This is a genomic window from Pseudoalteromonas aurantia 208 (assembly GCF_014858725.1).
Classification (GTDB): Bacteria; Pseudomonadota; Gammaproteobacteria; order Enterobacterales; family Alteromonadaceae; genus Pseudoalteromonas; species Pseudoalteromonas aurantia.
Map to the genome: position 1 here is coordinate 1,649,095 of NZ_AQGV01000012.1, position 26,188 is coordinate 1,675,282.

At 40.5% G+C, this 26,188-nt stretch carries 26 protein-coding genes; 20 read left to right on the top strand and 6 right to left on the bottom strand.

From position 1 onward, the window contains the following. Positions 1-55 precede the first annotated feature (55 nt). Both PAUR_RS10940 and PAUR_RS10945 read right to left on the bottom strand, forming a co-directional pair. Entirely contained in the window at positions 56-532 is a 477-nt protein-coding gene (locus PAUR_RS10940; RefSeq protein WP_192507789.1) for a transcription elongation factor GreAB, read from the bottom strand. Between the two features lie 16 nt (positions 533-548). Further along, positions 549-992: a hypothetical protein gene (locus PAUR_RS10945; RefSeq protein ID WP_192507790.1), complete on the bottom strand. Its 444-nt coding sequence runs from the start codon at positions 990-992 to the stop codon at positions 549-551. 310 nt (positions 993-1,302) lie between these two features. Between PAUR_RS10945 and ccoN the strand changes: the two genes are divergently transcribed. The 14 genes from ccoN to PAUR_RS11015 all read left to right on the top strand — a co-directional run bounded on the left by ccoN (position 1,303) and on the right by PAUR_RS11015 (position 15,707). Then, positions 1,303-2,736: a cytochrome-c oxidase, cbb3-type subunit I gene (gene ccoN / locus PAUR_RS10950; protein WP_192507791.1), complete on the top strand. Its 1,434-nt coding sequence runs from the start codon at positions 1,303-1,305 to the stop codon at positions 2,734-2,736. Between the two features lie 12 nt (positions 2,737-2,748). Beyond that, positions 2,749-3,423: a cytochrome-c oxidase, cbb3-type subunit II gene (gene ccoO, locus PAUR_RS10955; RefSeq protein ID WP_192507792.1), complete on the top strand. Its 675-nt coding sequence runs from the start codon at positions 2,749-2,751 to the stop codon at positions 3,421-3,423. 5 nt (positions 3,424-3,428) lie between these two features. After that, positions 3,429-3,614, top strand: a complete 186-nt coding sequence (locus PAUR_RS10960; RefSeq protein ID WP_010362722.1) for a CcoQ/FixQ family Cbb3-type cytochrome c oxidase assembly chaperone — start codon at positions 3,429-3,431, stop codon at positions 3,612-3,614. Next, positions 3,611-4,579, top strand: coding sequence for a cytochrome-c oxidase, cbb3-type subunit III (gene ccoP, locus PAUR_RS10965; protein WP_192507793.1), 969 nt, complete (start codon positions 3,611-3,613; stop codon positions 4,577-4,579). Before PAUR_RS10960 ends, ccoP begins: the two co-directional genes overlap by 4 nt. A 112-nt stretch (positions 4,580-4,691) precedes the next feature. Then, entirely contained in the window at positions 4,692-5,183 is a 492-nt protein-coding gene (locus tag PAUR_RS10970; RefSeq protein WP_192507794.1) for a FixH family protein, read from the top strand. 5 nt (positions 5,184-5,188) lie between these two features. Continuing rightward, positions 5,189-7,564, top strand: coding sequence for a heavy metal translocating P-type ATPase (locus tag PAUR_RS10975; protein ID WP_192507795.1), 2,376 nt, complete (start codon positions 5,189-5,191; stop codon positions 7,562-7,564). Beyond that, positions 7,561-7,734, top strand: coding sequence for a cbb3-type cytochrome oxidase assembly protein CcoS (gene ccoS / locus PAUR_RS10980; RefSeq protein ID WP_192507796.1), 174 nt, complete (start codon positions 7,561-7,563; stop codon positions 7,732-7,734). Before PAUR_RS10975 ends, ccoS begins: the two co-directional genes overlap by 4 nt. Further along, positions 7,721-8,392: a sulfite exporter TauE/SafE family protein gene (locus PAUR_RS10985; protein WP_192508559.1), complete on the top strand. Its 672-nt coding sequence runs from the start codon at positions 7,721-7,723 to the stop codon at positions 8,390-8,392. Before ccoS ends, PAUR_RS10985 begins: the two co-directional genes overlap by 14 nt. A gap of 34 nt (positions 8,393-8,426) precedes the next feature. Further along, positions 8,427-9,161, top strand: coding sequence for an FNR family transcription factor (locus PAUR_RS10990; protein WP_192507797.1), 735 nt, complete (start codon positions 8,427-8,429; stop codon positions 9,159-9,161). A gap of 100 nt (positions 9,162-9,261) precedes the next feature. Then, entirely contained in the window at positions 9,262-10,188 is a 927-nt protein-coding gene (gene uspE / locus PAUR_RS10995; protein WP_192507798.1) for a universal stress protein UspE, read from the top strand. A 139-nt stretch (positions 10,189-10,327) separates the two neighbouring features. Next, positions 10,328-10,999 carry a response regulator transcription factor gene (locus PAUR_RS11000; RefSeq protein ID WP_192507799.1) on the top strand — a complete coding sequence of 224 codons (672 nt, stop codon included), beginning with the start codon at positions 10,328-10,330 and terminating at the stop codon, positions 10,997-10,999. Positions 11,000-11,001: 2 nt separating this feature from the next. Further along, positions 11,002-12,390, top strand: coding sequence for a sensor histidine kinase (locus tag PAUR_RS11005; RefSeq protein ID WP_192507800.1), 1,389 nt, complete (start codon positions 11,002-11,004; stop codon positions 12,388-12,390). Positions 12,391-12,489: 99 nt separating this feature from the next. After that, positions 12,490-14,340 (top strand): DUF1800 domain-containing protein, encoded by a 1,851-nt coding sequence (locus PAUR_RS11010; protein WP_192507801.1) that lies wholly within the window; start codon positions 12,490-12,492, stop codon positions 14,338-14,340. Between the two features lie 11 nt (positions 14,341-14,351). Further along, positions 14,352-15,707: a DUF1501 domain-containing protein gene (locus PAUR_RS11015; protein WP_192507802.1), complete on the top strand. Its 1,356-nt coding sequence runs from the start codon at positions 14,352-14,354 to the stop codon at positions 15,705-15,707. 100 nt (positions 15,708-15,807) lie between these two features. Here the strand turns inward: PAUR_RS11015 and PAUR_RS11020 are convergent, their stop codons facing one another. Both PAUR_RS11020 and PAUR_RS11025 read right to left on the bottom strand, forming a co-directional pair. Beyond that, complete coding sequence (locus tag PAUR_RS11020; RefSeq protein ID WP_192507803.1) at positions 15,808-16,302, bottom strand: phosphatase domain-containing protein; 495 nt, start codon at positions 16,300-16,302, stop codon at positions 15,808-15,810. A 505-nt stretch (positions 16,303-16,807) separates the two neighbouring features. Then, a complete protein-coding gene (locus PAUR_RS11025; protein ID WP_192507804.1) occupies positions 16,808-17,038 on the bottom strand; it encodes a hypothetical protein in 231 nt (76 codons plus the stop codon). A gap of 193 nt (positions 17,039-17,231) precedes the next feature. Here PAUR_RS11025 and PAUR_RS11030 point away from each other — a divergent pair, with 193 nt between their 5' ends. Further along, positions 17,232-17,774, top strand: a complete 543-nt coding sequence (locus PAUR_RS11030) for a chorismate mutase (RefSeq protein ID WP_192507805.1) — start codon at positions 17,232-17,234, stop codon at positions 17,772-17,774. Positions 17,775-17,816: 42 nt separating this feature from the next. On the opposite strand, the gene ttcA is transcribed toward PAUR_RS11030, so the two are convergent. After that, positions 17,817-18,698, bottom strand: a complete 882-nt coding sequence (ttcA, locus tag PAUR_RS11035; protein WP_192508560.1) for a tRNA 2-thiocytidine(32) synthetase TtcA — start codon at positions 18,696-18,698, stop codon at positions 17,817-17,819. Between the two features lie 223 nt (positions 18,699-18,921). On the opposite strand from ttcA, the gene PAUR_RS11040 reads away from it, so the two are divergent. Beyond that, positions 18,922-19,161: a hypothetical protein gene (locus PAUR_RS11040; protein WP_225738338.1), complete on the top strand. Its 240-nt coding sequence runs from the start codon at positions 18,922-18,924 to the stop codon at positions 19,159-19,161. A gap of 85 nt (positions 19,162-19,246) precedes the next feature. Here PAUR_RS11040 and ppiC read toward each other — a convergent pair whose 3' ends face one another. Further along, positions 19,247-19,525: a peptidylprolyl isomerase PpiC gene (ppiC, locus tag PAUR_RS11045; protein WP_192507807.1), complete on the bottom strand. Its 279-nt coding sequence runs from the start codon at positions 19,523-19,525 to the stop codon at positions 19,247-19,249. Between the two features lie 218 nt (positions 19,526-19,743). Between ppiC and PAUR_RS11050 the strand changes: the two genes are divergently transcribed. The 4 genes from PAUR_RS11050 (at position 19,744) to PAUR_RS11065 (ending at position 25,795) form a co-directional block, all read left to right on the top strand. Next, positions 19,744-21,576 (top strand): hypothetical protein, encoded by a 1,833-nt coding sequence (locus PAUR_RS11050; RefSeq protein ID WP_192507808.1) that lies wholly within the window; start codon positions 19,744-19,746, stop codon positions 21,574-21,576. Between the two features lie 37 nt (positions 21,577-21,613). After that, entirely contained in the window at positions 21,614-21,808 is a 195-nt protein-coding gene (locus tag PAUR_RS11055) for a hypothetical protein (RefSeq protein WP_192507809.1), read from the top strand. A gap of 167 nt (positions 21,809-21,975) precedes the next feature. After that, positions 21,976-22,350: a hypothetical protein gene (locus PAUR_RS11060; RefSeq protein ID WP_192507810.1), complete on the top strand. Its 375-nt coding sequence runs from the start codon at positions 21,976-21,978 to the stop codon at positions 22,348-22,350. Between the two features lie 589 nt (positions 22,351-22,939). After that, the gene (locus tag PAUR_RS11065; RefSeq protein ID WP_192507811.1) at positions 22,940-25,795 is read left to right on the top strand and encodes a TonB-dependent receptor domain-containing protein; all 2,856 of its coding nucleotides are present in this window, start codon (positions 22,940-22,942) and stop codon (positions 25,793-25,795) included. Positions 25,796-26,188 lie beyond the last annotated feature (393 nt).

Below are 26,188 nucleotides of genomic sequence, written 5' to 3' on the forward strand. Positions count from 1 at the left end.
GTTTAATAACTTGGTATCTATTGGTACCCGTAAGTTACACTCTTTGTATTTTTAACTATAATATAGTATCCACTTCAAAATACTTGGTGCACTCGCCTACCGTTAATACAACCTCATCGCCGAGTTGTTTCGTGAATAACGCCTGCCCTATTGGTGAAGCATGTGTAATAACTAATATATCTTGTTGCTGAACAGTCACTTTTAACCCGCCTTCGGATGGGCCTAAATAAAACCAGTGCATAACGTTATTCATATCAATAAGCTGAACAAGACTACCCTCTTTAGCGCGTATTTCAGTGTCTTGGTTAAAGCTATGGGTAAAAAGGGCAATAGATTTATGAATATCATTCACCCGCTCACTTTGACCATGGGCTAAATAGCCAGACTCAATGCTTAACGAGTCATACTGGGTCTCGGCAGCACTTTGCTCATGGGTTGCATCTTGATGTGCACTATCGGCCGCCTGTTTTGCTTGTGCCAATTTTGCCTCTAACGCAAATTTAATATGCTCTATTACATGGCCCTTATTCATTTTCTCTCTCTTACGACTACAAAATCACATATAAAGGAAAAGCCAATGACTGTTCCTGTTTTTTACTATTGACTATTTTAATGGTTAACTTCCACTGCATCAATCGCGTAGTGCATAGCCCAACCATGGTTGTTGCATAAAACACACCATTCTCTTGCTGTTCAAAGAAAACTGGAATATAGCCCATGTTCATGTCTTCCCCGGCTAAAAAAGCGGAGTCAATAGTGTTGCCTTGCGGTAACTCTAGCGTCACGCCAACCTCTTCTTCACCTTTTATCACGTTTGATGAATACCAAAGTCGTACCTCATTACTATGCAAGCAAGGCGATTGTCTTATACAGTTTTCTATTTTACTTAAGCTTTCACTTTTTTCTGAACTTTCATGTATAATAGCTGTAGGGTCAGAGCATGCGCTCACAAAACTCAACACGGCAAGTACGCAAAACCACAATTTGAGCATTATTTATCCTAATTTAGACGATAAAAACTGATGCATAGTAATGCAGATTTTATTATTGCGCTACAATGATGAATAACTGAACAAAGAATGGGCCAAAATTTGATTGATGTCATAATTTTATGCGTTTGAGGTATCTTTTTTTTTGCAAAAAAATTATTATTTCCTTGCAAAAATAAGGGTTTCTCAGGTTGGTTTGAAATGTAATTGTCAAACAATTTCATTTTTAATCAAGCTTGTTGAAATATAAAGCAGGGCCTGTTTATACAGGTAATTCATTTCTAATCGCATTAATTGCAGCGGAATCCAGAAAATGAGCCAGACAGTAGCATCACAAACTGAGTACAATTATAAAGTTGTACGCCAATTCGCTATCATGACAGTGATTTGGGGCATCGTTGGCATGGGTGTTGGTGTTCTAATTGCTGCCCAACTCGCTTGGCCAGCATTGAACTTTGATACACCATGGTTAACATACTCACGACTTCGTCCGTTACACACGAACGCAGTCATATTCGCATTTGGTACTAGTGCACTTTTCGCAACGTCTTATTATGTTGTGCAACGTACATGTCAAACGCGACTTTTCTCCGACAAACTCGCTTCGTTTACCTTTTGGGGTTGGCAAGCAATCATTGTCTCGGCAGCTATTACGCTTCCTCTTGGTATTACATCGTCAAAAGAATATGCTGAGCTAGAGTGGCCAATTGATATCGCAATTGCGGTTGTTTGGATCACTTATGCGGTTGTTTTCTTTGGTACATTGATCAAGCGTAAAGTGTCTCATATCTACGTAGCTAACTGGTTCTACGCTGGTTTCATTATTACGGTTGCTGTACTTCACATCGTGAACAGTATGGCTGTGCCTGTATCGTTAACTAAATCATACTCAATTTATGCCGGCGCCGTCGATGCCATGGTGCAGTGGTGGTATGGTCATAACGCGGTAGGCTTCTTATTAACTGCTGGTTTCCTAGGTATGATGTACTACTTCGTACCAAAACAAGCAGGCCGTCCTGTATATTCTTACCGTTTGTCAGTTGTTCACTTCTGGGCATTGGTTTCTCTTTACATTTGGGCTGGCCCTCACCACCTTCATTACACCGCGCTTCCAGACTGGACGCAGTCTTTAGGAATGGTAATGTCTGTTATCTTATTCGTACCTTCATGGGGCGGGATGATCAACGGTATTATGACACTTTCAGGAGCATGGCATAAACTTCGTACCGATCCGGTATTGCGCTTCTTAGTTGTCTCTCTATCGTTTTACGGTATGTCGACGTTTGAAGGTCCAATGATGGCTATTAAATCAGTGAACGCATTATCTCACTACACTGATTGGACTGTTGGTCACGTACATTCAGGTGCCCTTGGTTGGGTTGCTATGATCTCTATCGGGGCTATTTATCACTTGATCCCTGCACTATTTGGTCACGGTAACATGTTCAGCGTTAAGCTTGTTAACACCCACTTCTGGCTACACACTGTTGGTGTTGTTTTATACATCGTTGCAATGTGGATCTCAGGTGTAATGCAAGGCCTTATGTGGCGTGCGGTAAATGCTGACGGTACATTGATGTATAGCTTTGTACAATCACTTGAAGCGTCGAAACCGTTCTACATAATGCGATTCCTTGGCGGTGTATTCATCGTAATTGGTATGCTGGTTATGGCATACAACGTGTTCCGCACAGTGAGTGCTAAAAGTGGCACCCTTGCTACTGATGCACACACAAAAATGGCTTAAGGGGTGTAGAATATGAGCAATAAAAATTCAGCCAACAAACATGAAATCGTAGAAAAGAACGTCGGCCTAATGGCCATACTGACTGTTTTTGCGATTAGCTTTGGTGCACTGGTAGAAATTACGCCACTTATGTTCCAAGAAGACACAACGAAACCTGTTGATGGCCTACGCCCATTAACGGCATTAGAAATGGAAGGTCGTGATATTTATGTGCGTGAAGGGTGTTATAACTGTCACTCGCAAATGATCCGCCCGTTTCGTGATGAAGTTGAACGTTATGGTCACTACTCAGTTGCTGGTGAATCAGTATGGGATCACCCATTCCAGTGGGGCTCTAAGCGTACTGGTCCTGACTTAGCACGTGTTGGCGAACGCTATTCTGATGATTGGCATTATGCCCATTTGATGGATCCTCGTTCAGTAGTTCCAGAATCAAATATGCCAGGTTATCCATGGTTAGACGGCACAAAGGTAGATACCTCTCTTACCCTTAAGAAGCTGCAAATCTTCCGTGACAATTTTGGTATTGATAAAGCATCACCCAAGTATGATGGAAAAGGTTACGGCGATGATAATGAGCTATTAGCTCAAATCGCTAAAGTCGATTCTATGAATAACGGCACTGGTGCAACCGAAATGCAAGCCCTAATTGCATACCTTCAGCAACTTGGCACACATTTGAAGTAATTATTATGGATTACGGCACATACAGAGGCATTTTGACTCTGATAATTTTGGTACTATTTATTGTGATTGTTGGCTGGGCATACAGTAAACGCTCAAAAAATCGATTCGACAGCGCGGCAAATGCGATTTTCGAAGACGAGAAAAAGCACGACAGCACAATCTCTAACGAGGAAAAGGAGTCTGAAAAATGACTAGCTTTTGGAGTATTTGGGTAATTGTATTAACCCTTGCGTGTCTTGCTCTGATCTTAGGCCTACTACTTTGGAACCTGAAAAACTATGCAGGTGTTGAAGAAGGTGAAAGCTGTGGTCACGAGTTTGATGGTATTGAAGAACTGAACAACCCACTCCCTAAATGGTGGACCTACATGTTCTTCGCAACCTTTGTTTGGTCTGTTTATTACCTTGCAGCCTACCCTGGTCTTGGAAATTTCGCAGGTTTGCTTAATTGGACTAGCTCAAACCAGGGCGTTAAATCAATGGAAGAATCTAAGGCGGCAGTTTTAGCCGCTCAAGAAAATGGCCATTGGGTACAGCTAGACAAAGAAGTTGAGTATGCCCAAGAACGTTTTGGTCCTATCTTTGAAGCATTTGCAAAGCAAGATGTTGTAACATTGGCTAAAGACGAAAAAGCACTTGAGATTGGCCAGCGTTTGTTTGCACAAAACTGTGCACAATGTCACGGTTCTGATGCTCGCGGTGGAATGGGCTTTCCTAACCTAACCGACAATGATTGGTTATACGGCGGCAAGCCGGACCAAATCAAAGAAACACTGCTTAACGGTCGTGTTGCAGCAATGCCGGGTTGGAAAGATGCACTTGGTGAACAAGGCGTTGAAGAAATGACTGCATTCGTGCTGAGCCTTTCAGGTCGTAAAGTAAACCAAAAAGACGCTGATGCAGGTAAAGCTAAGTTCGCAATGTGTGCTGCGTGTCACGGTATGGACGGTAAAGGCTCTGTTGCCCATAACCTGCCATTTGGTGCGCCTAACCTCACAGACAATGTTTGGTTATATGGTGGCTCTAAGCGCGCAGTTGAAGAAACGCTTAACCATGGTCGTGCCGGTGTAATGCCAGCATGGAAAGAGATCTTAGGTGAAGATAAAGTTCACTTATTAACCGCTTATGTTTATAGCTTATCGCAAAATAATCAATAAATTATAACGAGTTAATCGAGATCAAAAAAGCCTCCATTTGGAGGCTTTTTTTTAGGTTTTTCACTGCAAATGAGATAAAATACCTGCACACTTTTTAAGTCTTTGAGTCGTTATGAATCCTACCCCGTGGTATAAAAACTTTTGGCCTTGGTTTTTAATGTTCTTTCCTGTTGTTACCATCATTGCCTGTATTGGATTAGTGGTTTTTGCTGTTGGTAATGGCCCTGATATGGTCGTTGATGACTACTACAAAAAAGGGAAAGCAATTAACCTTGAGCTTACCAAATTCGACAAAGCAAAAGCGCTCTATTTACACGGAGATTTAGAAGTCACAGCTGACACCATCAAGTTTCATTTTACCAAAGGTGATGCCAGCAAGGTAAATGCATTAAAAGCGTCGTTTTATCACCGAACAATCAAAAAATACGACTTCAGTACCAACTTACTTGCCAATGCCAACGGTGAATTTACTGCTGTTTTAGACACCATAGAACAAGGGGCCTATACGGTTTTCCTTGAACCCATGGATGGCAGTTGGAAACTCAAAGAAAACTTACAACTACCTAGCGATACCATTATAAAAATTTCTCCTGAATATAAGTAGTTATCATGTCAAAAGCGTGTTTCCATTGCTTAGAACCCGTGCCTAAAGGATTTAGCGCGCTTGTATCATTTGACGGTCAACAGCACCCAGTGTGCTGTATTGGCTGCCAAGCGGTTGCTGAAACCATCGTCGCTCAAGGTATGAGTGATTATTATAAATTCCGCACCGAAAGTGCCGGTAAGGTCGATGAGTTAATCCCTGAACAACTCACTCTGATTAAAAGCTACGACAATCAAGATATCCAATCTGATTTTGTCTCTGACAGTGGTGATCTGTCAGAAGTGTTGCTCAGTGTTGAAGGGATCAGCTGTGCTGCATGCGCATGGTTGATAGAAAAGCAGTTATTGGCACTAAAAGGTGTCAACCGCGTCGATGTAAATACATCAACTCATCGCGCCATGATCTTGTGGGATAAAGAACAAACTTTACTCAGTGATATTATTCAAGCACTAATGCATATCGGCTATAAAGCCTACCCATTCCAAGCAGATGAAGAAGCAAGCCAAAAACAAGCGACGGCCAAAGCCTACATTCGTCGTTTAGGCGTGGCAGGCTTAATGACGATGCAAGTCATGATGTTTGCATTTGCCATGTACTTTGGCATGTTCTCTGGAATGGAAGAAGATTTTGAACAGTATTTTCGCTGGATCAGCCTGATACTGGCCTCTCCTGTTATTTTGTATTCCGCTTTGCCGTTTTTAACCAATGCAATCAAAGGTCTCAGAGCTAAACAACTCAACATGGACTTACCCGTTTCTCTGGCCATTTTTGGCGCCTATGCAGCGAGTTGTTATGCCACTGTTATGGAAGTAGGTGAAGTGTATTTCGAGTCTATTTGTATGTTTACCTTCTTACTTTTATTGGGTAAATATCTCGAATTTAGAGCGCGCTTAAAAGCCAGTGAATTTACCGCTAATTTGCAAAAACTATTACCACTCACAGCACGAAAGCTGGATGAAAAAGGTGACGAGTCTGTAGTCGCTGCAAAAAATCTAAAATTGAATGACCAAGTATTAATCAAAGCCGGCGAAACCATTGCAGCCGATGGCATCATCATTGATGGCACCACCACCGTCGATGAATCTATGATGACCGGTGAGCACCTGCCCGTAAAAAAACATATTGGTCAACAAGTGTTTGCCGGTACTGTGAATCACGATGGCGTCGTTAGCATAAAAATCAATAAAGTGGGGCAAAACACCCTACTCAACCAAATTATTAAACTGCAACATTCGGCCCTATCTAAACGACCTAAACTGGTTGAAGTCACAGACAAAGTAGCACAATGGTTCGTCGCTTGTTTACTGGTTTTTGCCTCAATTACCGCGATTGGCTGGTACCCTATTGCACCGGAACAAGCTTTTTGGATCACCATTTCAGTATTGGTTGCTACTTGCCCATGTGCACTGAGTTTAGCAATTCCAACTGCATTAACTTGCGCTGTCGCCACGCTAACCAAAAAAGGTGTATTAATAAAAGAAGCCCATGTGCTAGAAACACTCACAAAGCTCACACGTGTGGCGTTTGATAAAACGGGTACTTTGACTGAAGGGAAGTTCTCTATAGCGAAAGTCGTGTTATATTCTGACTTATATAAAGAGCAAGACATACTTTCCTTAGCCGCCAGCTTAGAAAAGTACTCAGAACACCCTATTGCAGCCGCATTCAATGAGCACTTAAACACCCATCATGATCTCAAAAATGTTGAAGTACATACCGGGAAAGGGATCAGCGCGTCATTGGGCGAGCAAACACTGGCAATAGGAAAAAGCGGCTGGCACCAACAGCAGCGTTCCAATGCGCAAGCAACTTTATATATAGATGAACAAGCCATTGCTGACTTTTATTTCAATGACAAGGTAAGAAATAATGCCAAAGATGTCATCGCTCAGCTGCAACACAATGGCTTAAGTTGTCACTTGTTAACCGGAGACAGCTCTGATGCAGGTGCGAAACTTACTGATACCCTGAACCTTGACTCACAGCAAAGTAGCTGCTCACCAAAAGACAAACAGCTTGCCGTTGATGCTTGGTCTAACAAAGGCGAAATTGTGGCGATGGTTGGCGATGGCGTCAACGATAGCCCAGTGTTTAACAGTGCACACCTTTCTATCGCGATGGAAACCGGCGCAGACATATCAAAAAATACCGCCGATGTGGTATTGTTAAAGAGTGATCTAAATGCCATTTTGCAGTTGCAAAAAATTGCACTGCAAACCCGTCGTATCGTGAAGCAAAATTTGACCATTTCCTTGTTATATAACGGTTCAATCTTGCCACTGGCTGCTCTTGGTATGGTCCCACCATGGGTCGCGGTCATCGGTATGTCGGCCAGCTCAATTATTGTGATAGGTAATTCATTGAGGTTATTAAAGCTATGAGCATCATTTACATTTTAATTCCCATCGCTATTTTATTTGTCATTATTGCCATTGGTATCTTCTTTTGGGCAGTTAAAAGTGAACAATTTTCTGACTTAAATAAACAAGGTCACAGCATTTTGTTTGAAGATGACAAAGAACAGCATCAAAATGCCAATGACAGAGATTAGTTTATTTGGTGCGTTTATTATGGGATTAGTTGGCAGTGGCCACTGTATTGTGATGTGCGGTGGTATTGCTTCAAGCCTACAAATGGCTAATTCAACACTCAAACCTATTAGCGTCGGGCTTACTTACAACTTAGGCCGAGCGACAAGTTATATGGTAGCCGGTGCGTTAGTGGCGTCATTAGGGAACTCATTTGCAAAACAAAACACCGAATTTGCTCTAAGTTTAAAGATATTCAGTGGCGTATTCATGATATTGGTTGGGCTTTATGTTATGCGCCTCGCCAGTTCATTAAAGTGGCTAGAACAAGCTGGAAAAACCGTTCTTTGGCAGCACTTGGTGAAACTGAACAAACATTTACTCCCTATTAATACATACTCTAAAACGTTACTCTACGGCATGCTATGGGGTTGGCTACCTTGTGGACTGGTATATTCAGCACTCACATGGACTTTGCAAGCTCCTACTCCATGGTATGGCAGTGCCATTATGTTGAGCTTTGCACTGGGTACTTTGCCTTCGATGCTCATTGTTGGACAATCGGCACAACAGCTTAGCCGCTTTTTAAACCACACGCTTATTAGGTGGGCGCTAGGTAGTATTTTTATCTGGTATGGAATCTATCTACTAATCATTGCATCCGATAGATTAGTACATTAACCTAGTCTCAGCGTCATATTTTAATGGATTTATTATGGATTTAAATAATCAACAACGTTCGAAAAGTCAATGCACCATCAGTTGTAATGACTGTAGTATCAGCCAACTATGTTTACCATTTACCTTAAATGGCAGTGAAATGGATAAACTAGATGAAATTATCGAGCGTAAGAAACCATTACATAAAGGCGATTATTTGTTTGAATCTGGCGCGAAGCTGAATGCCATATTCGCTGTACGCTCTGGGTCTTTTAAATCTTATACACTATCAGAACAAGGTGATGAGCAAATAACTGGCTTCCACCTAGCGGGTGATTTAGTTGGATTTGATGCCATCAACAAAATGCAGCACCAAAGTTTTGCTCAAGCACTAGAAACGTCAATGGTGTGTGAGATCCCATTTGATACACTGGACGAACTCGCCGGTAAGCTACCTAAATTGCGCCAGCAGATCATGCGCTTAATGAGTAACGAAATTAACTATGATCAAGAAATGCTATTACTGCTGAACAAAAAAACGGCTGAAGAACGACTCGCTACGTTTATATATAATTTGTCAAACCGGTTTGGTGAGCGAGGCTTTTCACGTAAAGAATTCCGCTTTACCATGACTCGAGGAGAAATTGGTAACTATTTGGGACTAACTGTTGAAACCATTAGCCGTTTATTGAGCCGCTTCCAAAAAGCCAATCTCATTAAAGTTGAAGGTAAGTTTATTACTATCTTAAATATCCCTGAATTAGCTAAAACAGCAGCGATAGCGGTTTGATCTAGGGCAATGAATTCTCAATAACGACTTTCACCTTACGCTAAATCAGTTACACTTAACGTAACTGGTTTAGCTGATAAAGTATGTTAAGGAGTTCATAATGGATAAAATAAAACGCATTCTTGCCGTTATCGATCCAACCAAAGCACAGCAAAATAGTTTGCAACGTGCTCTTTCATTAGCAAAGAAAACAGGGGCACAGATCACCGCCTTCTTGTCGATATATGATTTCTCATATGAAATGACCACAATGCTCTCAAAAGATGAACGTGAAGCAATGCGTGCCGCCGTCATCAAAGACAGAGAAGCGTGGATCAATGATTTGCTCTCTAGTATTGAAAATATTGATGTACATAGCTTAGTGTTGTGGCATAACCGCCCTTATGAAGCCATTATTAACACCGTGATTGATGACGGGTACGATATAGTGATAAAAAGCACCCACCAACACGATACTTTAAAGTCGGTTATTTTCACGCCAACTGACTGGCATTTAATACGAAAATGTCCAAGCCCTGTGCTGCTTGTTAAAGATCATGAATGGCCAGAAGAAGGCCATATATTAGCGGCTGTTAATGCCGTCAGTGATAACGAACAACATCAAGCATTGAATAAACGTATTATTAGTGATGCACAATTTATTTGCCAACTTGCCAATGCCCAACTGAGCCTCGTTAACACCTACCCCGCTACCCCTGTCAATATTGCAATAGAGATCCCTGAGTTCAACCCTTCACAATACAATGAAGCAGTTAAAAAGCATCATGAAGATGAGACATTTTCCTTAGCAGATTCATTCAACATTGCGCGTTCAGAGTGCGAAGTTAAAGAAGGGTTACCAGAAGATGTTATTCCCTACGTTGCCAGTGAGAAAGGCTCAGAACTTGTCGTTATCGGTACCGTTGGGCGTACGGGATTAAGTGCTGCGCTGGTAGGAAATACCGCAGAACATGTTATTGATAGTCTCGATTGTGATGTATTGGCCTTAAAACCCGATGGCTACAAAAGCCCACTGGCTCATAAATAACACTCAGTTTTAATCATCTTATTTTCTCGTGCCACTTTATGTGGCACGCTTTCCTTACAAAATTGTATCTGATCCTTACGCTAATTTACGATATGCTTTAGTCATAGACGTTGCCGTTAGACTGACACTGGTATATTGAATGAAAGTATTAATTGTTGAAGATGACTTAGACACCGCCCAATTTATCGCACGCGGATTAGAACAAAGTGGCGATTCAGCCACTCACTGTGATAATGCCGAACAGGCTTTGCTGAGTGCATCTACACACCCATTCGACGTAATTATTTTTGACCGTTTGCTACCGAGTATGGATGGCTTGGATGCGGTACGTATTCTTAGGCAGAGTAAAATAGTGACGCCTATTATTATGCTGACGGCGCTCAGTGAAACATCAGACCGAGTCGCCGGGCTAAATGCTGGCGCAGATGATTACCTTGTGAAACCATTCGCGTTTTCTGAGCTTTACGCACGCTTAAAAGCCCTTACCCGCCGTCAACCGTTGACACCTAAGGCACTTGAATTAGTCGTTGCTGATCTAACGTTAGAGCGCACCACCAGACAAGTAAAGCGTGCGGATACACACATTGACTTAATGCCCAAAGAATATCAAATTTTAGAGTACCTCATGCTCAATCCTAAGCAATTAGTCACAAAAACCATGCTACTTGAACAAGTGTGGGGGTTCAGTTTTGACCCCAAAACCAGTCTCGTACAAACCCATGTAAGTAGACTACGCAATAAAATAGACAAACCTTTTACTACTGAGCTCATTAAAACAGTGCGCGGCAGTGGCTATATAATATCAGATTGATCATGACACATATGAAAAACTACCACTGGGTTGGCAAAGTATTGAAAATAACACTCACTGCGTGGGTGCTCGTTTGTAGCATGCTCATTGCGATCAGCTATCTCCTATTGCAACAAATAAAAACGCAGCAAACAGACGAGTTTATAGAAATGCAAAGCGAAGTGACTCACCTCTACAACGAGGACGGCTTAAACGCTTTACTCGATGAATATGAGCTATCCCACCGCCCAATTTGGCATAAGCATGAGAGCGATGAACGACTAGATGAAGAAGGGTTACTATTTTCACTTTACGACAAGAATACTTTGCTGCTAGGTAGCACTGAGTTAACAATAACCCCTGTTGATGAAGCTATATGGCAAAAATATGATTCAACACTTGATGAGCCTATAAGCGCATTATACATACACTTTACGCTTGATGAACGTTATAGCCTAGCCATACTTCAACCACTGACGCATCATTACATAGATACTCGAAATACGCTCATAAGTATCAATATATGGTTCACTGCACTCAGCTGGTTACCGATACTATTCATCATATTTTCTATAACACAGCAATATGCCGTACGTATTGTTCGTATAAAAAACGCGCTTTCAAAGGTCGCTGAATCTCCCGATTCAGAACGCATTGACTGTGACAACACACCTGATGAATTAAATGCGTTAGTCATTTCTTTAAATGCCATGTTAGATGACATTTCAGATCTTCACACCACCATGAAAACCATGTCTGTTGGTATTGCACATGACTTAAAGACGCCGTTAACACGCGTGGCAAATAGACTCCAATGTATGCAGCAGGATATCACCAACCCCGATATGCTTGAGACTCATTTAGATAAAGCATCATCAGATTTACACACGGTTATTGCCACTTTCAATAATTTAGTTCGCCTCAATGCCATTGAATCTGGAAAGCATAAAAATGGCTTTGTAGAACTCAACTTATCATCAACAATTCTTGATTTAGCCCAAAGCTATGAACCAGTCTTTATTGATACTGGCCGCAACCTTGAGATCTCCATTGTAGATGACGTATTTTGTCTTGCAGATGAAGACCTTATCAATCAATTAGTATGTAATTTATTAGAAAATGCATTGGAATATAGCAGCCAGGATGCACAGGTTTGGATCAGACTGCAAAACCATATTGACGGTGCATTATTGCAAGTAGGTGACAATGGCCCAGGTATTTCAGTACAGGATAGATCCCATGTGTTTGATAAATTCTATCGCGCCGATATTAGCCGTTCGAAACCGGGCAATGGGTTAGGATTGAGCATTGTTAAAGCCATTTGTAAAGTGCACCGCGGCGAAATCCAATTGCTTGAGCATCAAAAAGGCGCTGTATTTAATATTGAATTACCCTTATTATCACAACAATAAACCATACAATTTTGTATGATTTGGTACTGTTAAATGTAAAACATAGTGTTAAATTTCTTCTATATACTGAAGCTATGTTTAGTTAGGGGCAATTTAATAATGAAAATTAATATAACGTTTCGACACCTCATCCTTAGTACTGCCATAAGTTTAACTCTTGCTTGTGACGGCGCTTCTGGCTCAGAAGTCTCACTGGATTACAATGCACATTCAGTTGTAAGCCAGCCTCAGTCAACACTATCAACATTCACTCCAACTCCCTTTCCTCCCGTGAATAACGACCAAAATACACATCCTGACCAGACCTTTTCTTCAGCGGAGAAAACATCCCGTTTTTTACAGCAATCAACTTTTGGGGCAACTGCGCAAGATATTAAAACACTCACGCACACCAGTGCATCCAAGTGGTTTAAAAGCCAACTCAGTATACCCACAAGCAACATCATGCCAACTGTGGTTAGCTATGCGCCAAAAAGTGCAAACCACAACGATGAGTTTGATTTGTTTTTCATCGAATCAACCACCTTCGCATTTTGGAAAAATAGTATCTCAGGCAAGGACCAACTGCGCCAAAGAGTGGCTTTTGCATTATCTGAAATCTTAGTGGTCTCTAACGGGGGCGGAGAAACCTTAACCGATCAACCCACTGCCGTGGCTGCATATCAAGATATACTGATCAACAATGCTTTTGGTAATTACCGAACCTTACTAGAAGCAATAACCTATTCTCCTGCCATGGGTCACTATCTAACTTATTTGGGTAATGAAAAAGCAGATCCCGATACTGGCAGAGTCCCCGATGAAAACTATGCCAGAGAATTATTACAGCTGTTCACTTTAGGTGTGGTTAAACTCAACAGCGATGGCTCAATAAACAAAAACGAAAACAACGTCCCCGTGGAGTTATACTCAAACAAAGACATCACCGGCCTAGCAAAGGTTATGACCGGGTTAGATTATAATGAGACTAATGAAGATACCGTTAGCAATAATATTTTCACCCGCCCAATGGCAATTAACCCCGAAGCCCATTCAGACCAAGAAAAGGTATTCTTAGGGCTTACTATTCCAGCTGGTATTAATGCTGAAGCGTCTATCACTATGGCATTGGATCACATTTTCACACACCCAAATTTACCTCCCTTTGTTACTAGGCAGCTCATCCAACGACTGGTGAGTTCTAACCCTAGTAATGCCTATATTTCACGTACCGTTGCCGCGTTTACCAGTGGTCTATTTACACTGCCGGATGGGTCACAAGTAGGCACAGGTAAACGCGGTGATCTCAGTGCAACTGTGGCCGCTATTTTATTTGATAATGAAGCTCGCGAGCCTGCTACCACTACCGCAGGAAAAATAAGAGAACCCATACTTCGTTTTACACAGTGGGCAAGAGCTTTTAATGCACAAAATATTACCCCACAGTATCAAACCATGCTGTGGGACACCAGTGCACCAAATGCACTCGGGCAACACCCATATCGCTCATCCAGTGTGTTTAACTTCTTTCGTCCTGGGTATACCTCACCTGGCTCGATCACAGCAAAAAAGGGGTTAGTCGCACCTGAACTACAAATTACCAATGCCACCACCATTCCTGGCTATGTTAATTTTATGACTCACTATATTTCAGGGGAGTCACAAGAAGCAGATGTAGAAGATATCCTCGAAGAATTTGACCACCCCAGCGTGCCAATCACCGTCGAAGATATTCGGAAAAGCTTTCTCGTTACCTATGAAGAAGAGCTAGCAATCGCACAAGATGTTGATGCCCTACTTGCCCGACTAAACTTATTACTCACTGCCAATCAACTTTCAAGTGCCACTCTCACGGCAATTAAGCGTATTGTTGGTACAATACCCAACGATGAAGATGACGGTTACCTAATGCGTGTACGAGTTGCTGTACTGCTCGTTATGACAACACCTGATTATTTAGTGCAAAAATAGGGGACTCTCTCATGAACAGACGATCATTTCTAAAAGCGGGCAGTGCTTCTATGGCAGCAGCACCATTTTTGAATCTTGCACAAGCGATTGCAAATACCCCTACGACAAACAACGATGACTATAAAGCCCTTGTATGTGTTTTTCTATACGGTGGCATGGATAACCACGACACCGTGATCCCATATGATCAAGCAAGCTATACGCAATGGTCAAATATTAGAAATACATTACTATCTCAATATACCAATAAACGCTCACAGGCTAACTTATTACCCATTGATACCCCAGCTCGATTCGGATCGCGTCAATTTTCCTTGCCCCCAGAGCTCAGCGGAATTGCACAATTATACCAACAAGGTAAAGTCTCTCTGGTAGGTAATGTGGGCCCTTTGCTTGAACCAACCACCGCTGCGAGTATTCGATCAGAAACAGCAAAGTTACCATCAAGGTTGTTTTCCCATAACGACCAGCAATCCACTTGGATGTCAGGCCAAACGGAGGGGGCCCAATTCGGTTGGGCTGGCATGCTTAATGACGCTTTAATAGAACAAGGACAACAAAGCCCTAGCACATTTTCTGCCATAACAACCTCAAGCGCCGAGCTACTCATCACTGGGAGTAACACAACACCGTATCATGTTCATGACGGTCAAGCGGCAACTATAGATGTTCTGGATATGTTCGATGAACCAAACGCATTACAAAAGCACTTTAGCGCGCTTGGACACAAAACTAACAATTTAGTTGAACAAGATATGTCAACGCAAATCAATCAAGCCTATAGTGCCAATGATCAGTTTAATGCGGCTTTGTCTGAGGTCTCTGTTGCGCTGCCAGCATTCCCTGCAACCCCCCTCGCTAAACAACTAGAAACCGTGAGTAAAACCATTGCGATTCGAGATCAACTTCAAGAAAAGCGGCAAGTTTTTGTAGTTGCTATGGGTGGGTTTGACACGCACTCTGGGCAAGCACAATCGCTGCCTAAGTTGCAATCAGCCTTAGATGGCGCACTCGTCGCGTTTGATTCTGCAATGCAAAGCCTTGGACTCTCTGATAAAGTAACCCTATTTACAGCATCCGATTTTGGTCGCACTTTGGCAATTAATGGAGATGGCACCGACCATGGCTGGGGCTCTCATCACTTTGTGATGGGGGGGGCGGTACAAGGTGGGACGATATTCGGTGATATTCCCGAGGCCAAATTAAACCATTCATTAGATGCTGGCAATGGCCGTTTAATTCCAACACTGTCGGTAGATCAATACGCCGCCAGTTTCGGCCAATGGCTAGGCATAGACCAACATACACTTGAAAATATCTTTCCAAACTTGTTGAAGTTTGGTGCACCACCAGCCCTTTTCAAGTAAGGATCTTTCATAAGCCAATAGCCAAATAGGCTTCACGCATATTTGGCTATTAAATACGTTAAATTACACCAAGCTAACTTAAAGCGTATCATTGCGGTTTTTAAATCATAAAGTCATTGAAAAAACGCAACTGCTCTGGATGGCACAACGCTTTAGGTCGTAGGCGTTGAACTGCATTTTTTGCAGCTAACTTGTCATACCCTAGCGCATGCATTAACAGTGCTACTACTAAGCCTGTGCGGCCTGATCCTCCTTTACAATGCACGACGACAACACCCTGATCATTAAGTAGTGAAATAATCTTTGGTACATAATCTGCCCATGCAGTTGAAAAAGCATCCGTTGGTGGTGCCTCATCGCTGATGGGGAGTTGATACCATTCAATGCCTTGTGTCATGCACACTTGAGATAATGTCTGCGCGCCATAACACGTTAATTCTTTATCATACATTACCGATATCAACGCATTTGCGCCCGCTGATTTCAATATTTCGACCGACTCTTGCAGCGTTGCGTCTTTCGTGCCTGGGCAGGGAGTAAAAATAATTTGTCCACCATTATCTAGTGTCAACGTATCATATGGGTGAAGTCTCATGCTCAATGTCTCTTTTAATTAACTGAACCACTTTTATTACGATATGATGTGGAACACTTAATTCAGCTGCCCTATTCATATTTTGCTTTCATATAAAAGAAGCTTACCGTATATAACACTTTCGCTGCAATGCTATTCTTATCTGTTCTGAAGGTACTTCTGCTTGTGCAAAGACACTTTCTCTTCCCCCCAACAATACAGAAAATACACTTAACCACACAGGTAACGGTGACAAAAATGAATGAAAAAGTACGAAACACGACTGAGGTAACATCATCATTGGAAGAAAGTAACATTAAAATTGGTGCTATCAGTAGGCTAAGTAACATAACGCACCCAACCCTAAGTTAATCTTACAGATTAACTTAGGGTTGGTGATTTAGTACAAGGGTCTGCATCCATTGGGAAGTAACCCGCAACCTTTGTTCCAATACCCTTCTCCAATACCCTGTTCAAATACCATGTAGCACAATAAACCCTCCAGATAAAATGACGACCATGATCCCTACCCTACACTTGCGATATAGCCACCAAATAGGCAAAAAAGTACCACCAGTGGATAATTACTCATTCGAGGTGTTCGCTTTTCTGTTGAGCTCCCTGTGCCTCCTAACACGCTACAAAACTGTTTACTGTGGTCATAATCTGGATAAAAGCGACCTGTAATGTAAACACCTTTTCTATCCAAATTGCTGCCACCAAACCAAACAGTACAGTCATCGTGTCTAACAGACATACACTCCCTCTATAAAAACAGTTATTCAGGTTCGCACCACATAAAACCTTCAGCTGCTACTAACGTATATTTCACACGTGAGAACAACATTATAGCGTTGATACAATACAATAAAGTGTGCTTTAATTACCCACTTATAGCTGATGCATTTTTGACATGCCCTGCAAATATACTTAAATCAAATAAGGTAACTATGCTCAAATTCATTGTATTGCTTATGGTCGTAATGTCGCTTCCCGCATGGTCAATATCTTGCACGACTGAAACTTTCAATACGATCAATAAACGACTCAGTTATATGCAAGATGTCGCGCTATATAAAGCCAATAACCATTTAGCCATAGAAGATATCGCGCGAGAAAACATTGTCATTACCGCAAGTAGTAACTCAGCGGCCAAAATTGGGTTAGATAAAGAAAGTGTCAAAGCATTTTTTATTGCACAAATCTCTGCAGCAAAAGCAATTCAATACCGATATCGAGCCGATCTACTCAGTAACAAAACAAGTCATAAGCCGAGAGATCTAAACACAATTATTCGTCCCCAATTGATTGAATTAGGGAGTAAGATCAATACACAAATTGCATACTGCCTAAAACATGGACAACCCTTCACTGCAGATCAAGAGACTGGATTTATAAACGCTTTAAACGTGGATTATTTAAGCAATTCAGATAAAAAGAAGCTATTTAACGCATTGATAGATATTCGCTTACAGCCAATAAAAAGCCACTGAAATATGACAGTGGCTCGTTAACGAACGTGCTATCAGCACGCATTAAATATTTGTGATATCTATAAACAAAGACTCATCAATATTTGAAGACGAGACGGTTGCTTCAGCAAATTCATATTCCGCTTTTTGCGCTGCTCGATCGATTGGTAAGTTAATAAAATCAAATAAGTCTCTATCCGCCAGTTGGCTTGGACTTACATTTTGTATTGATTTAAAAATACTCTCCACGCGCCCGGGGGTTTTAGTATCCCAATCAACCAACATGGCTTTGATATTCTGTCGTTGTAAGTTTTCTTGTGAACCACACAGATTACAAGGAATAATTGGGAATTGTTTATACTCTGCGTATTTAATCAAATCGTCTTCGCGACAATAGGTCAATGGTCTGATCACTACATTTCGGCCATCATCTGAACGCAATTTTGGCGGCATTGCTTTTAGTCGAGCACCGTGGAACATATTTAGAAACATGGTTTCAACAATGTCATCTAGATGGTGACCCAGCGCGATTTTAGTTGCACCAATTTTTTCTGCAAACGAATATAAAGTGCCTCGTCTTAAACGAGAGCAAAGTCCACATGTCGTTTTGCCTTCAGGCACCTTTTGTTTTACAACCGAATAGGTGTCTTTATCAACAATGTAATAAGGAATATCAAGACTTTCAAAGTATTCCGGTAAAATGTGCTCGGGAAAGCCAGGCTGTTTTTGATCAAGATTAACCGCTACAACATCAAATTTGATCGGCGCAACTTTTTGCAAACTCAAAAGTATATCCAGCATCGCAAATGAATCTTTACCGCCACTAATACACGCCATGACTACGTCATTTTCTTCTATCATGTTGTAATCTACAACCGCATTACCAACATTCTTTCTGAGACGTTTATGCAGTTTAGTGATTTCAGGTGTTTCTTTTTGAGTCATTGCAGGCTTCCCACATCGCCAGTTCACCGACGCCGCGTTATCAAATAAAATTACAGGGCGCGAATTATACGGGTTTTTACCTACGGTTGGAATACTCATAAATAGATTCTAATTGACCATGAAACTACTTTTAATGAATGCAAAAAGCAGTAATTATTTGCTAAGTCCCATAAAACCTACTTTCCTTAAGGTGATAAAACTCATAATTAAACAAGGAACCATGATGATATTACGAATAGCTCTTGTACTGAGTACGCTTTTTACACTTTCAGCTTGCTCTGACGCAGCACCGGTTCCGGTCGGTGAATGTGCCAAAGTCGTTGCACATGCAAAAAAAGTATTAGGGGATAAAGCACCGAGTACCGCAGATATGACAAAGCAATGTAAAGAAGCCAGTGATGAAGCGCGAGGATGTGTGTTAGCGGCGAGCAAAGCCATGAAAATTTTAAGCTGTGATATGTAGGCCGTAGTAATGGCCAACCAGTGTTAGCCACTTAAAGAGAAATTTGTTAGAAGGTCAGCAAGCACAACCTTCTAACAAAAACAAATCATGTACGATAGAGTATCTTTATCACATGCCAACCAAAACGTGTTTTAACTAGGTGGGGTTCTAAGATCTCAGCGCCAAATGCAACTTTATCGAACTGTGGCACCATTTGACCACGCTTAAATTCACCTAAATCTCCACCTTTTTTGCCCGATGGGCATGTTGAGTGCTTCTTTGCAAGAACTTGAAACTTTGCACCCTTTTTAAGTTGTTTAATAATGTCTTCAGCAAGCTCTTTGTGCTTCACTAGAATATGTAATGCATGCGCCGTGTTTGCCATAATTGCACCTATCGATATAAAAAACGGGCGAAGTATACCATATTGAAAACGACTCATTTCAAGATAAAATTATAAACCCCGTTAAAATTGATAGCAAAAAGTAAATGATGTAAAGTTAAAGCCTCAAACGAGTTAACTTTTAGTCCATCACATACAATAAGGTTCATTTATTTTTGAAGGCAACTTAAATGCCATGATTGATTTAATAAGGAGTAATAATGGTATCGGTCATTCACGCAAAAACTTACAGCTATAGCGCAATAATTCTCACATCCCTATTTTTAATATCGGGGTGTGGGGACAGTAGTGATGAGAGTAGCGCAACGAGTAAACCAACTGTTGATCCAAGAAATACGATTAGCTTCTCGGATGCACGTGCTGATTTTGACACTAAATTACTCCAAGTTGCCAACGATACTCCGGAGTTTAACCTGAGAGTAGGATTAAGTGCATATGAGGTAGGATCGTTTCTACAAGATGGTGCATTACATGGTAGCTTGGATATTGCAGACCAACAATTAACTCTGAATTCTTTTGAAGAGATCAGCTATCGTTTTGAACTAGACGAAAAAGATGCTTCCTACAAAGATGCCGATACATCATTAAAAGTGATCCCTGGGTTCTCATTTACCCTTGGTGCAGGAAGTAATAACGCCAAAGTTAAAACCATCAACTACACAATATCCCTGTCAGATATTACATTAACCAAACTTAAAAACCCTGTACATGCAATTTTATCTGGTGGCAGTGATACCGGCGCAGCAAATGAATTTATCTATGGGGTATACAGCGCAAAAATAAAATATGGTATTTCGTTTTATGATGAATATGCTAAAGAAATCACACTAGGAGCAGGGTTTGAAACCGACCTGTTTAGTGCTGAAACAAATGTCAAAAAGTCTTCAAGTAGCCAAATTTCATCAAAATATAAATTTGAGAGTGTGGAACCTGTTCAAATAGGCTTTTTAAAGCGAAATATTGCCAGTATTAACCGGATCCCAACATCATTGAAGCTTGCGCTCGATCCTAATAATGCAAATTTAATAAATATAACTTGGAAGGCTGTCGAAAATGCAAGCTACTACAATATATTTCAATCAGAGACCGCGGGGATTAATGCCAACTCCACTTCTACATATAGTCAGAAAATAACTGTTGAGGATCCATTTTATACCTTTGAAGGTGAGCCAAATCAATCATATTATTTCAAAGTGTCTTCCACAGTTAATCGCCAAGAAAGTGAAACTGGGCTTGAAGATGGCATTCAAACAATCCCTGGAGATGAAACACCACCTGGTGATGGGCCAATTGATGGCGGTGGAAATAGTAAACAACCTGAAGTAGAACCGAATAATGATATAAATTCAGCACAAGAGATCCAAGCAGGCGTTGTATCAGGTCAAAAAACAACGGCGCAAGATTATAATGATGTGTTTAAGCTCATTCCTTCAAAAACAGCTTTAGATTTCAAAGTCATCCATGAAAAGCAATATAGTGCAACAAGTGATTATGATATTTATATATATAACCACAATGAAGAGCTTATCCACTCTTTCCCATCATATAATGGAGAAAATGATCAACATATTATTGGTGTAGAAAAAAACAAGCCGGTATACATAAAAATGAACATGAAAAACGACACCACGATTAACGATAGATATAACCTGGAACTCGGTTTTTTAAATTATAACTACGAACTAGAGCCTAATAACGCTTTATCTGATGCCAACTTACTTCTCAATAACACAACGAAACGTGGCTCTCGGAGCTTCAGACGTGACTATCGCGACTACTATTACATCAATACCGAATCAAACACGCTACGTGTTAAGTTCACTCATTCAGATAAATTGAGCGCATCAAGTAATTATACAATCTACATTTACAATGCAACCGAAGAGCAAATAAGTAAAGTGACAGCAGAAAATGGAATGGATGTTGACTTTAATATTGGTGTTGAACAAGGTAGTCGAATATATATTCGCGTTGACATAGACGGCGATAACTCTAGAGATATTCACTATTCTATAAATGCCAGCTTTGAGTAAGAGTAAATCAACTTTAACCGCAAAAAAGGAAATTACGATGAATTTAAAATTAAAAAAGAACAAAATAAAAAATCTGTCTAATAATACTGTTATCGAAAAAAATGCCACGCCGATGATTGCAGGTGGCAGAGGTTCTGAGATATATGTATGTTTTTCTAATATCCAACACTGTGGGGCTTCTAGACACCCTAATGCCTGCCAGCCTTCACAACATGTAACTGTATGTACATAAAATAAATTATATCTGTGGGAATGCTATTTACAGCATTCCCTTATTAGCCACAAGGTAACTACCTAGTGACAACTTCAATACTCGGCCTTCGCTCCAACGCTTCTTTGAATATTCACCCACAACACTCTAAAGCTTTAGTTCGGCCTATATGCTAACGGAACTTGCCAATGAAGATGTTCTGCTTTGTCATTTTGTTGTTATTTTTAAAAGACGTAACCGCACAAAGCACCAATGACAAGCTAAAAGAAGCGAAAGATTACTTAACTGTAAATCCCGCTCACTCACTCACCATTCTTCAGGCAATACCTAATATCAACGCGCTGTCAGTAAAACAGCAAATACAATGGCACATTATTACCATGCGCGCATCAGTACCAACAGATAACCCCGACATGCTTATTGACCCTTTAGAAGCTATTTTTTATCACTATCAACATCCTTATTTTATTGAACACATCAACACGATCACCCGTGCTTTAGGTATCTGGTTGCATAAAAACAACCCGCTTATTGAGGTGCAAAAAAGCTTAGAATGTTCCTAAAACCAAGCTAAAAATGACAGGCTAAGTTTAAATTAAGCAATAGCTTAGCGTTCGTAACCAGGCACATCAATGATTTAGGTGTCGCAAACACACACTATATTAAAGCAAAGAAGCTAACGCACCGAGATAATATTTTAGCAATAATTGAAAATAACCAAAGAATGATTGCGCTAGAGGCAGGTAATATTAAGCGAGTGGAGAGCCACTTTCGATTGGCTTTAATAGAACTAGGGTTTGCATGGCGACATATCAGTTAATATGTAGACAAAAAATATAATTTATTATCCTTTTAGCTCATATATAGCGTTACATAAGCATTATAAAACATCATCTCCACAAGGCGATTAGAAGATCAATCCACAAAGAGAAAAGCAAAAGTAAGCTTTAAAAACAAAGTTTTATATAAATAAAAACTTATAATAACTTCATAAATTTGAACATAGCAATGAACCTCCGACCTGATTTTGGGTATATTTACAGTGAAAGCGTTCTCAATATATATTGCGTTCTGCCACCTCAGAGGCAGGATCTAAAAACTCAATATTTGAGTAAAATAATTATTAAAAAATAAGATGGAGATACTAGAGTTATGAGGTTTAAGAACTCCCCAATAACGCTTGCTTTGATAAGTGCATTAACTGCAATTCCAACTTACGCAGAAGAAGTTAAGGGCCAATCAGAAGCAAATGATACAATTGACCGCATTCAGGTTACAGGCTCACGTATTGCTCGTATCAATACACACACACCATCGCCTGTGATCAGTGTTGATGCTGAAGCAGTCAAAGCCTCAGGTTATTTAAACATAAATGAATTATTAACCGAGTTGCCGCAGTTCGTTTTTGGTGTAGGTACCGCCTCTAGTAACCAAGATGGATTCTCAAATGCCGGTCTAAATGCTGCAAACTTACGTAATTTAGGGACCGAAAGAACACTAACGTTAATCAATGGACGTCGTGTAGTACAATCTACCTACGACACGGGAGAGATGGTCACTGATACCAGTTATATTCCAACCGAATTAATTGATCGGATTGACATACTAACTGGAGGCGCGGCATCTACATATGGTGCAGATGCAGTCGCTGGTGTAGTTAACTATGTGATGAAAAAGAATTATGAAGGCACTAAAATATCTGGACAATATGGTGGCTCTGCGGTTGGTGATGGTGAAGAAAGTACTTTCACGATCACCACGGGCCATAATTTTGATGATCAGCGAGGTAATGTTGTATTCTCTTTAGATTATTATAATCAGGAGAGAGCAAAAGATAGCAATCGTCCTGGTTCTGGCACAACTCGTTGGATCAATAACCCACTAAGTACAGGCACTGGCGATGGCCACTCAAATAAAATTGTAGGTACAAACCTTGGTTGGCCAGATTATAATGTCGTTGGTCAGCTAATGGGAGTTTGGGACGCAGATAACGACAGAACAAACTATTATGATATTTCAGGCGATGAAGCCCTATACATGTACAATAGTAACGATAAAGTGGGGCCTTTTTACATACAAAACAGTGACAGTGCACAAGGATATGAGCTAGACACATTTGCTATGACGCGCAACCCTTTTGAACGCCATACCGCCTACTTACTTTTCAACTATGAATTAGACGACAATACCAGTCTTACCACTGATTTTCGTTACACCAAGGTCGAATCAAATTTACTTTCTTCACCCGAGTTCAACTATGGTCAACGTTTTATAAATATTAATGATTTTGCACAAAGCAACCTCGTTTTACCAAGCCATGTACAAAACTTACTAGCTCAAGATGATGGCTACTTTCAAACCTCTGTAGGTTTATACGAGTTAGGTCCACGCAAAGCAGCAGTTGAGCGTGATTTATTTGCTTTCTCAGCCACGCTAGAAGGGGAGTTTGAAAATGGTTGGGTTTGGGATGCTTACGCTTCCAGTGGTGTGACACACAATGATAGCTTATTTTTTAATAGAACAGACAAACGCCGTCTACCTCGAAATGGCTATCAAACCTTAAGTGCTAGCGGTGAGATATGCAATGGTAACAACTGCCCTGCTTTTAACCCTTTACTCCCCATGTCACAAGAAACAATTGATTACGTTAGAGTTGCGCCTTATGGAAGTCAAATAAAGTCAGAGCAACATACATTTGCCTTTACTACATCAGGTGATTTGTTGGAATTACCCTATGGCGCCTTAGCTTTTGCCGCGGGGGCTGAAGTTCGCCGTGAATCTTTAGAGTTAAATACAGATGAAGCTTGGCAAAATTCAAAAATAACAGGGTCAAGTCGATTACCTTGGGATGCAGGTAGAACAATTAAAGAGCTTTATTTTGAATTAGAAGCGCCAGTACTTGGTGATACATTCTTAGTTGAGGAGTTAGTATTAAGTGCAGCTGGTCGAGTCTCTGATTATACCTACTCAGGAAAACATAATACATGGAAGCTTGGCGCAACATGGACCATTATTGATGGCCTAGCTATGCGCTCTACCCTAGCACATACAGTACGTGCACCGCAGCTAGTAGAGCAATTTCGTGCAGCTAGCCTTGGCTGGAGGGCAAATATAGAAGATCCATGCGATAAACTACAAATAGCCAATGCAGCTAACAGTGACCGAGCGAAAACAATCAGTAATTGTAAAGCATTTGGTATTACTGACCCCGAAAGTTGGGATTCTCCAACAGCGACTGATGGTGGTGTTAATTCAATTAGTGGTGGTAATATTGCTTTACAACCAGAGAAAGCTGACACCTTAACGGTAGGGTTAGTATATACACCCAACTTTATAGATAATTTATCACTCACTGTAGATTATTTTGATATTGATCTAACCAATGCAATGCAATCAACAGGCATACAAAACTCTCTCGATAAATGTGCAACAGCTGACGATATTAATTCTGATATTTATTGCGCACTGGTTAATCGTAATAGCACAGGACAAATCGATTCTGTATTAAATGCTGTAGTCAACCAAGCATTAAGGGGCAGACGTGCCGTTGATTTCGAAGTCTCTTATTTACGTAACTTAGAAAGCTATGGCGAAATCGATTTCTCTATATATGTCACTAAGCTAATTCATTCAACAAGTAGAGACTCCATTGATAATGACGAAGAAGAGTTTAGAGGTATTGGAACCTTTAACTCAAATTTGAGGGGTCGCTTAACGATGACTTATCGATATGAAGATATCAGTATCAATTGGATAACAAACTATGCGGAAGGCGTTCAAGTTGATATTGACGGCACTTATGATTTATATGAAAAGCCCTTTACAGAAGATGCTCTCAAGCATGACGTAAGAATCGCTTATAAAGCAACAGATAACACGAATCTTTATTTCGGCATAAGGAACGTCTTTGATAAAACATATTACGATCACCCTACAACAGCCTCAGGCCTAGGTCAGTATGATTCCATGGGACGGTTCTTTTATGGTGGGATTTCATACGAATTTTAATATGATTTAAAAAGAAACGGTGAGATTAAGTAGTGTTTTAACCGAATCATTAACAGACTATATGTTTTTTAAATAAATTTAATTTCATAGTGTTGGTAAAGTAAATAAGGATCATTTAATTTACCAATTATACCCCCCTTAAGCCACTCTCTTGAGTGGCTTATTTAACAACCAAAAAACACAACAAATCCACTGAAAACATAAAAACCCATTAAAACCCAAGCTCATTTCAATTTTTATAATCCTAAATTTCACAGATAATTAATCATCCACATATACATCAACCCTAGTTTTTAACATAACAAACGCAAAAAATTCAAATTTGCTCAACAAGATCAATTAACGTATCCTATTGATAAAACATGTTACCTTTAAAATAAAAATAAGCTATTT

Excerpts from the sequence above, each read along its gene's own strand:
- PAUR_RS10940 (WP_192507789.1), bottom strand. The coding sequence starts at position 532 with ATGAATAAGGGCCATGTAATAGAGCATATTAAATTTGCGTTAGAGGCA.
- PAUR_RS10945 (WP_192507790.1), bottom strand. The coding sequence starts at position 992 with ATGCTCAAATTGTGGTTTTGCGTACTTGCCGTGTTGAGTTTTGTGAGC.
- ccoN (WP_192507791.1), top strand. The coding sequence starts at position 1,303 with ATGAGCCAGACAGTAGCATCACAAACTGAGTACAATTATAAAGTTGTA.
- ccoO (WP_192507792.1), top strand. The coding sequence starts at position 2,749 with ATGAGCAATAAAAATTCAGCCAACAAACATGAAATCGTAGAAAAGAAC.
- PAUR_RS10960 (WP_010362722.1), top strand. The coding sequence starts at position 3,429 with ATGGATTACGGCACATACAGAGGCATTTTGACTCTGATAATTTTGGTA.
- ccoP (WP_192507793.1), top strand. The coding sequence starts at position 3,611 with ATGACTAGCTTTTGGAGTATTTGGGTAATTGTATTAACCCTTGCGTGT.
- PAUR_RS10970 (WP_192507794.1), top strand. The coding sequence starts at position 4,692 with ATGAATCCTACCCCGTGGTATAAAAACTTTTGGCCTTGGTTTTTAATG.
- PAUR_RS10975 (WP_192507795.1), top strand. The coding sequence starts at position 5,189 with ATGTCAAAAGCGTGTTTCCATTGCTTAGAACCCGTGCCTAAAGGATTT.
- ccoS (WP_192507796.1), top strand. The coding sequence starts at position 7,561 with ATGAGCATCATTTACATTTTAATTCCCATCGCTATTTTATTTGTCATT.
- PAUR_RS10985 (WP_192508559.1), top strand. The coding sequence starts at position 7,721 with ATGACAGAGATTAGTTTATTTGGTGCGTTTATTATGGGATTAGTTGGC.
- PAUR_RS10990 (WP_192507797.1), top strand. The coding sequence starts at position 8,427 with ATGGATTTAAATAATCAACAACGTTCGAAAAGTCAATGCACCATCAGT.
- uspE (WP_192507798.1), top strand. The coding sequence starts at position 9,262 with ATGGATAAAATAAAACGCATTCTTGCCGTTATCGATCCAACCAAAGCA.
- PAUR_RS11000 (WP_192507799.1), top strand. The coding sequence starts at position 10,328 with ATGAAAGTATTAATTGTTGAAGATGACTTAGACACCGCCCAATTTATC.
- PAUR_RS11005 (WP_192507800.1), top strand. The coding sequence starts at position 11,002 with ATGACACATATGAAAAACTACCACTGGGTTGGCAAAGTATTGAAAATA.
- PAUR_RS11010 (WP_192507801.1), top strand. The coding sequence starts at position 12,490 with ATGAAAATTAATATAACGTTTCGACACCTCATCCTTAGTACTGCCATA.
- PAUR_RS11015 (WP_192507802.1), top strand. The coding sequence starts at position 14,352 with ATGAACAGACGATCATTTCTAAAAGCGGGCAGTGCTTCTATGGCAGCA.
- PAUR_RS11020 (WP_192507803.1), bottom strand. The coding sequence starts at position 16,302 with ATGAGACTTCACCCATATGATACGTTGACACTAGATAATGGTGGACAA.
- PAUR_RS11025 (WP_192507804.1), bottom strand. The coding sequence starts at position 17,038 with ATGTCTGTTAGACACGATGACTGTACTGTTTGGTTTGGTGGCAGCAAT.
- PAUR_RS11030 (WP_192507805.1), top strand. The coding sequence starts at position 17,232 with ATGCTCAAATTCATTGTATTGCTTATGGTCGTAATGTCGCTTCCCGCA.
- ttcA (WP_192508560.1), bottom strand. The coding sequence starts at position 18,698 with ATGACTCAAAAAGAAACACCTGAAATCACTAAACTGCATAAACGTCTC.
- PAUR_RS11040 (WP_225738338.1), top strand. The coding sequence starts at position 18,922 with ATGATATTACGAATAGCTCTTGTACTGAGTACGCTTTTTACACTTTCA.
- ppiC (WP_192507807.1), bottom strand. The coding sequence starts at position 19,525 with ATGGCAAACACGGCGCATGCATTACATATTCTAGTGAAGCACAAAGAG.
- PAUR_RS11050 (WP_192507808.1), top strand. The coding sequence starts at position 19,744 with ATGGTATCGGTCATTCACGCAAAAACTTACAGCTATAGCGCAATAATT.
- PAUR_RS11055 (WP_192507809.1), top strand. The coding sequence starts at position 21,614 with ATGAATTTAAAATTAAAAAAGAACAAAATAAAAAATCTGTCTAATAAT.
- PAUR_RS11060 (WP_192507810.1), top strand. The coding sequence starts at position 21,976 with ATGAAGATGTTCTGCTTTGTCATTTTGTTGTTATTTTTAAAAGACGTA.
- PAUR_RS11065 (WP_192507811.1), top strand. The coding sequence starts at position 22,940 with ATGAGGTTTAAGAACTCCCCAATAACGCTTGCTTTGATAAGTGCATTA.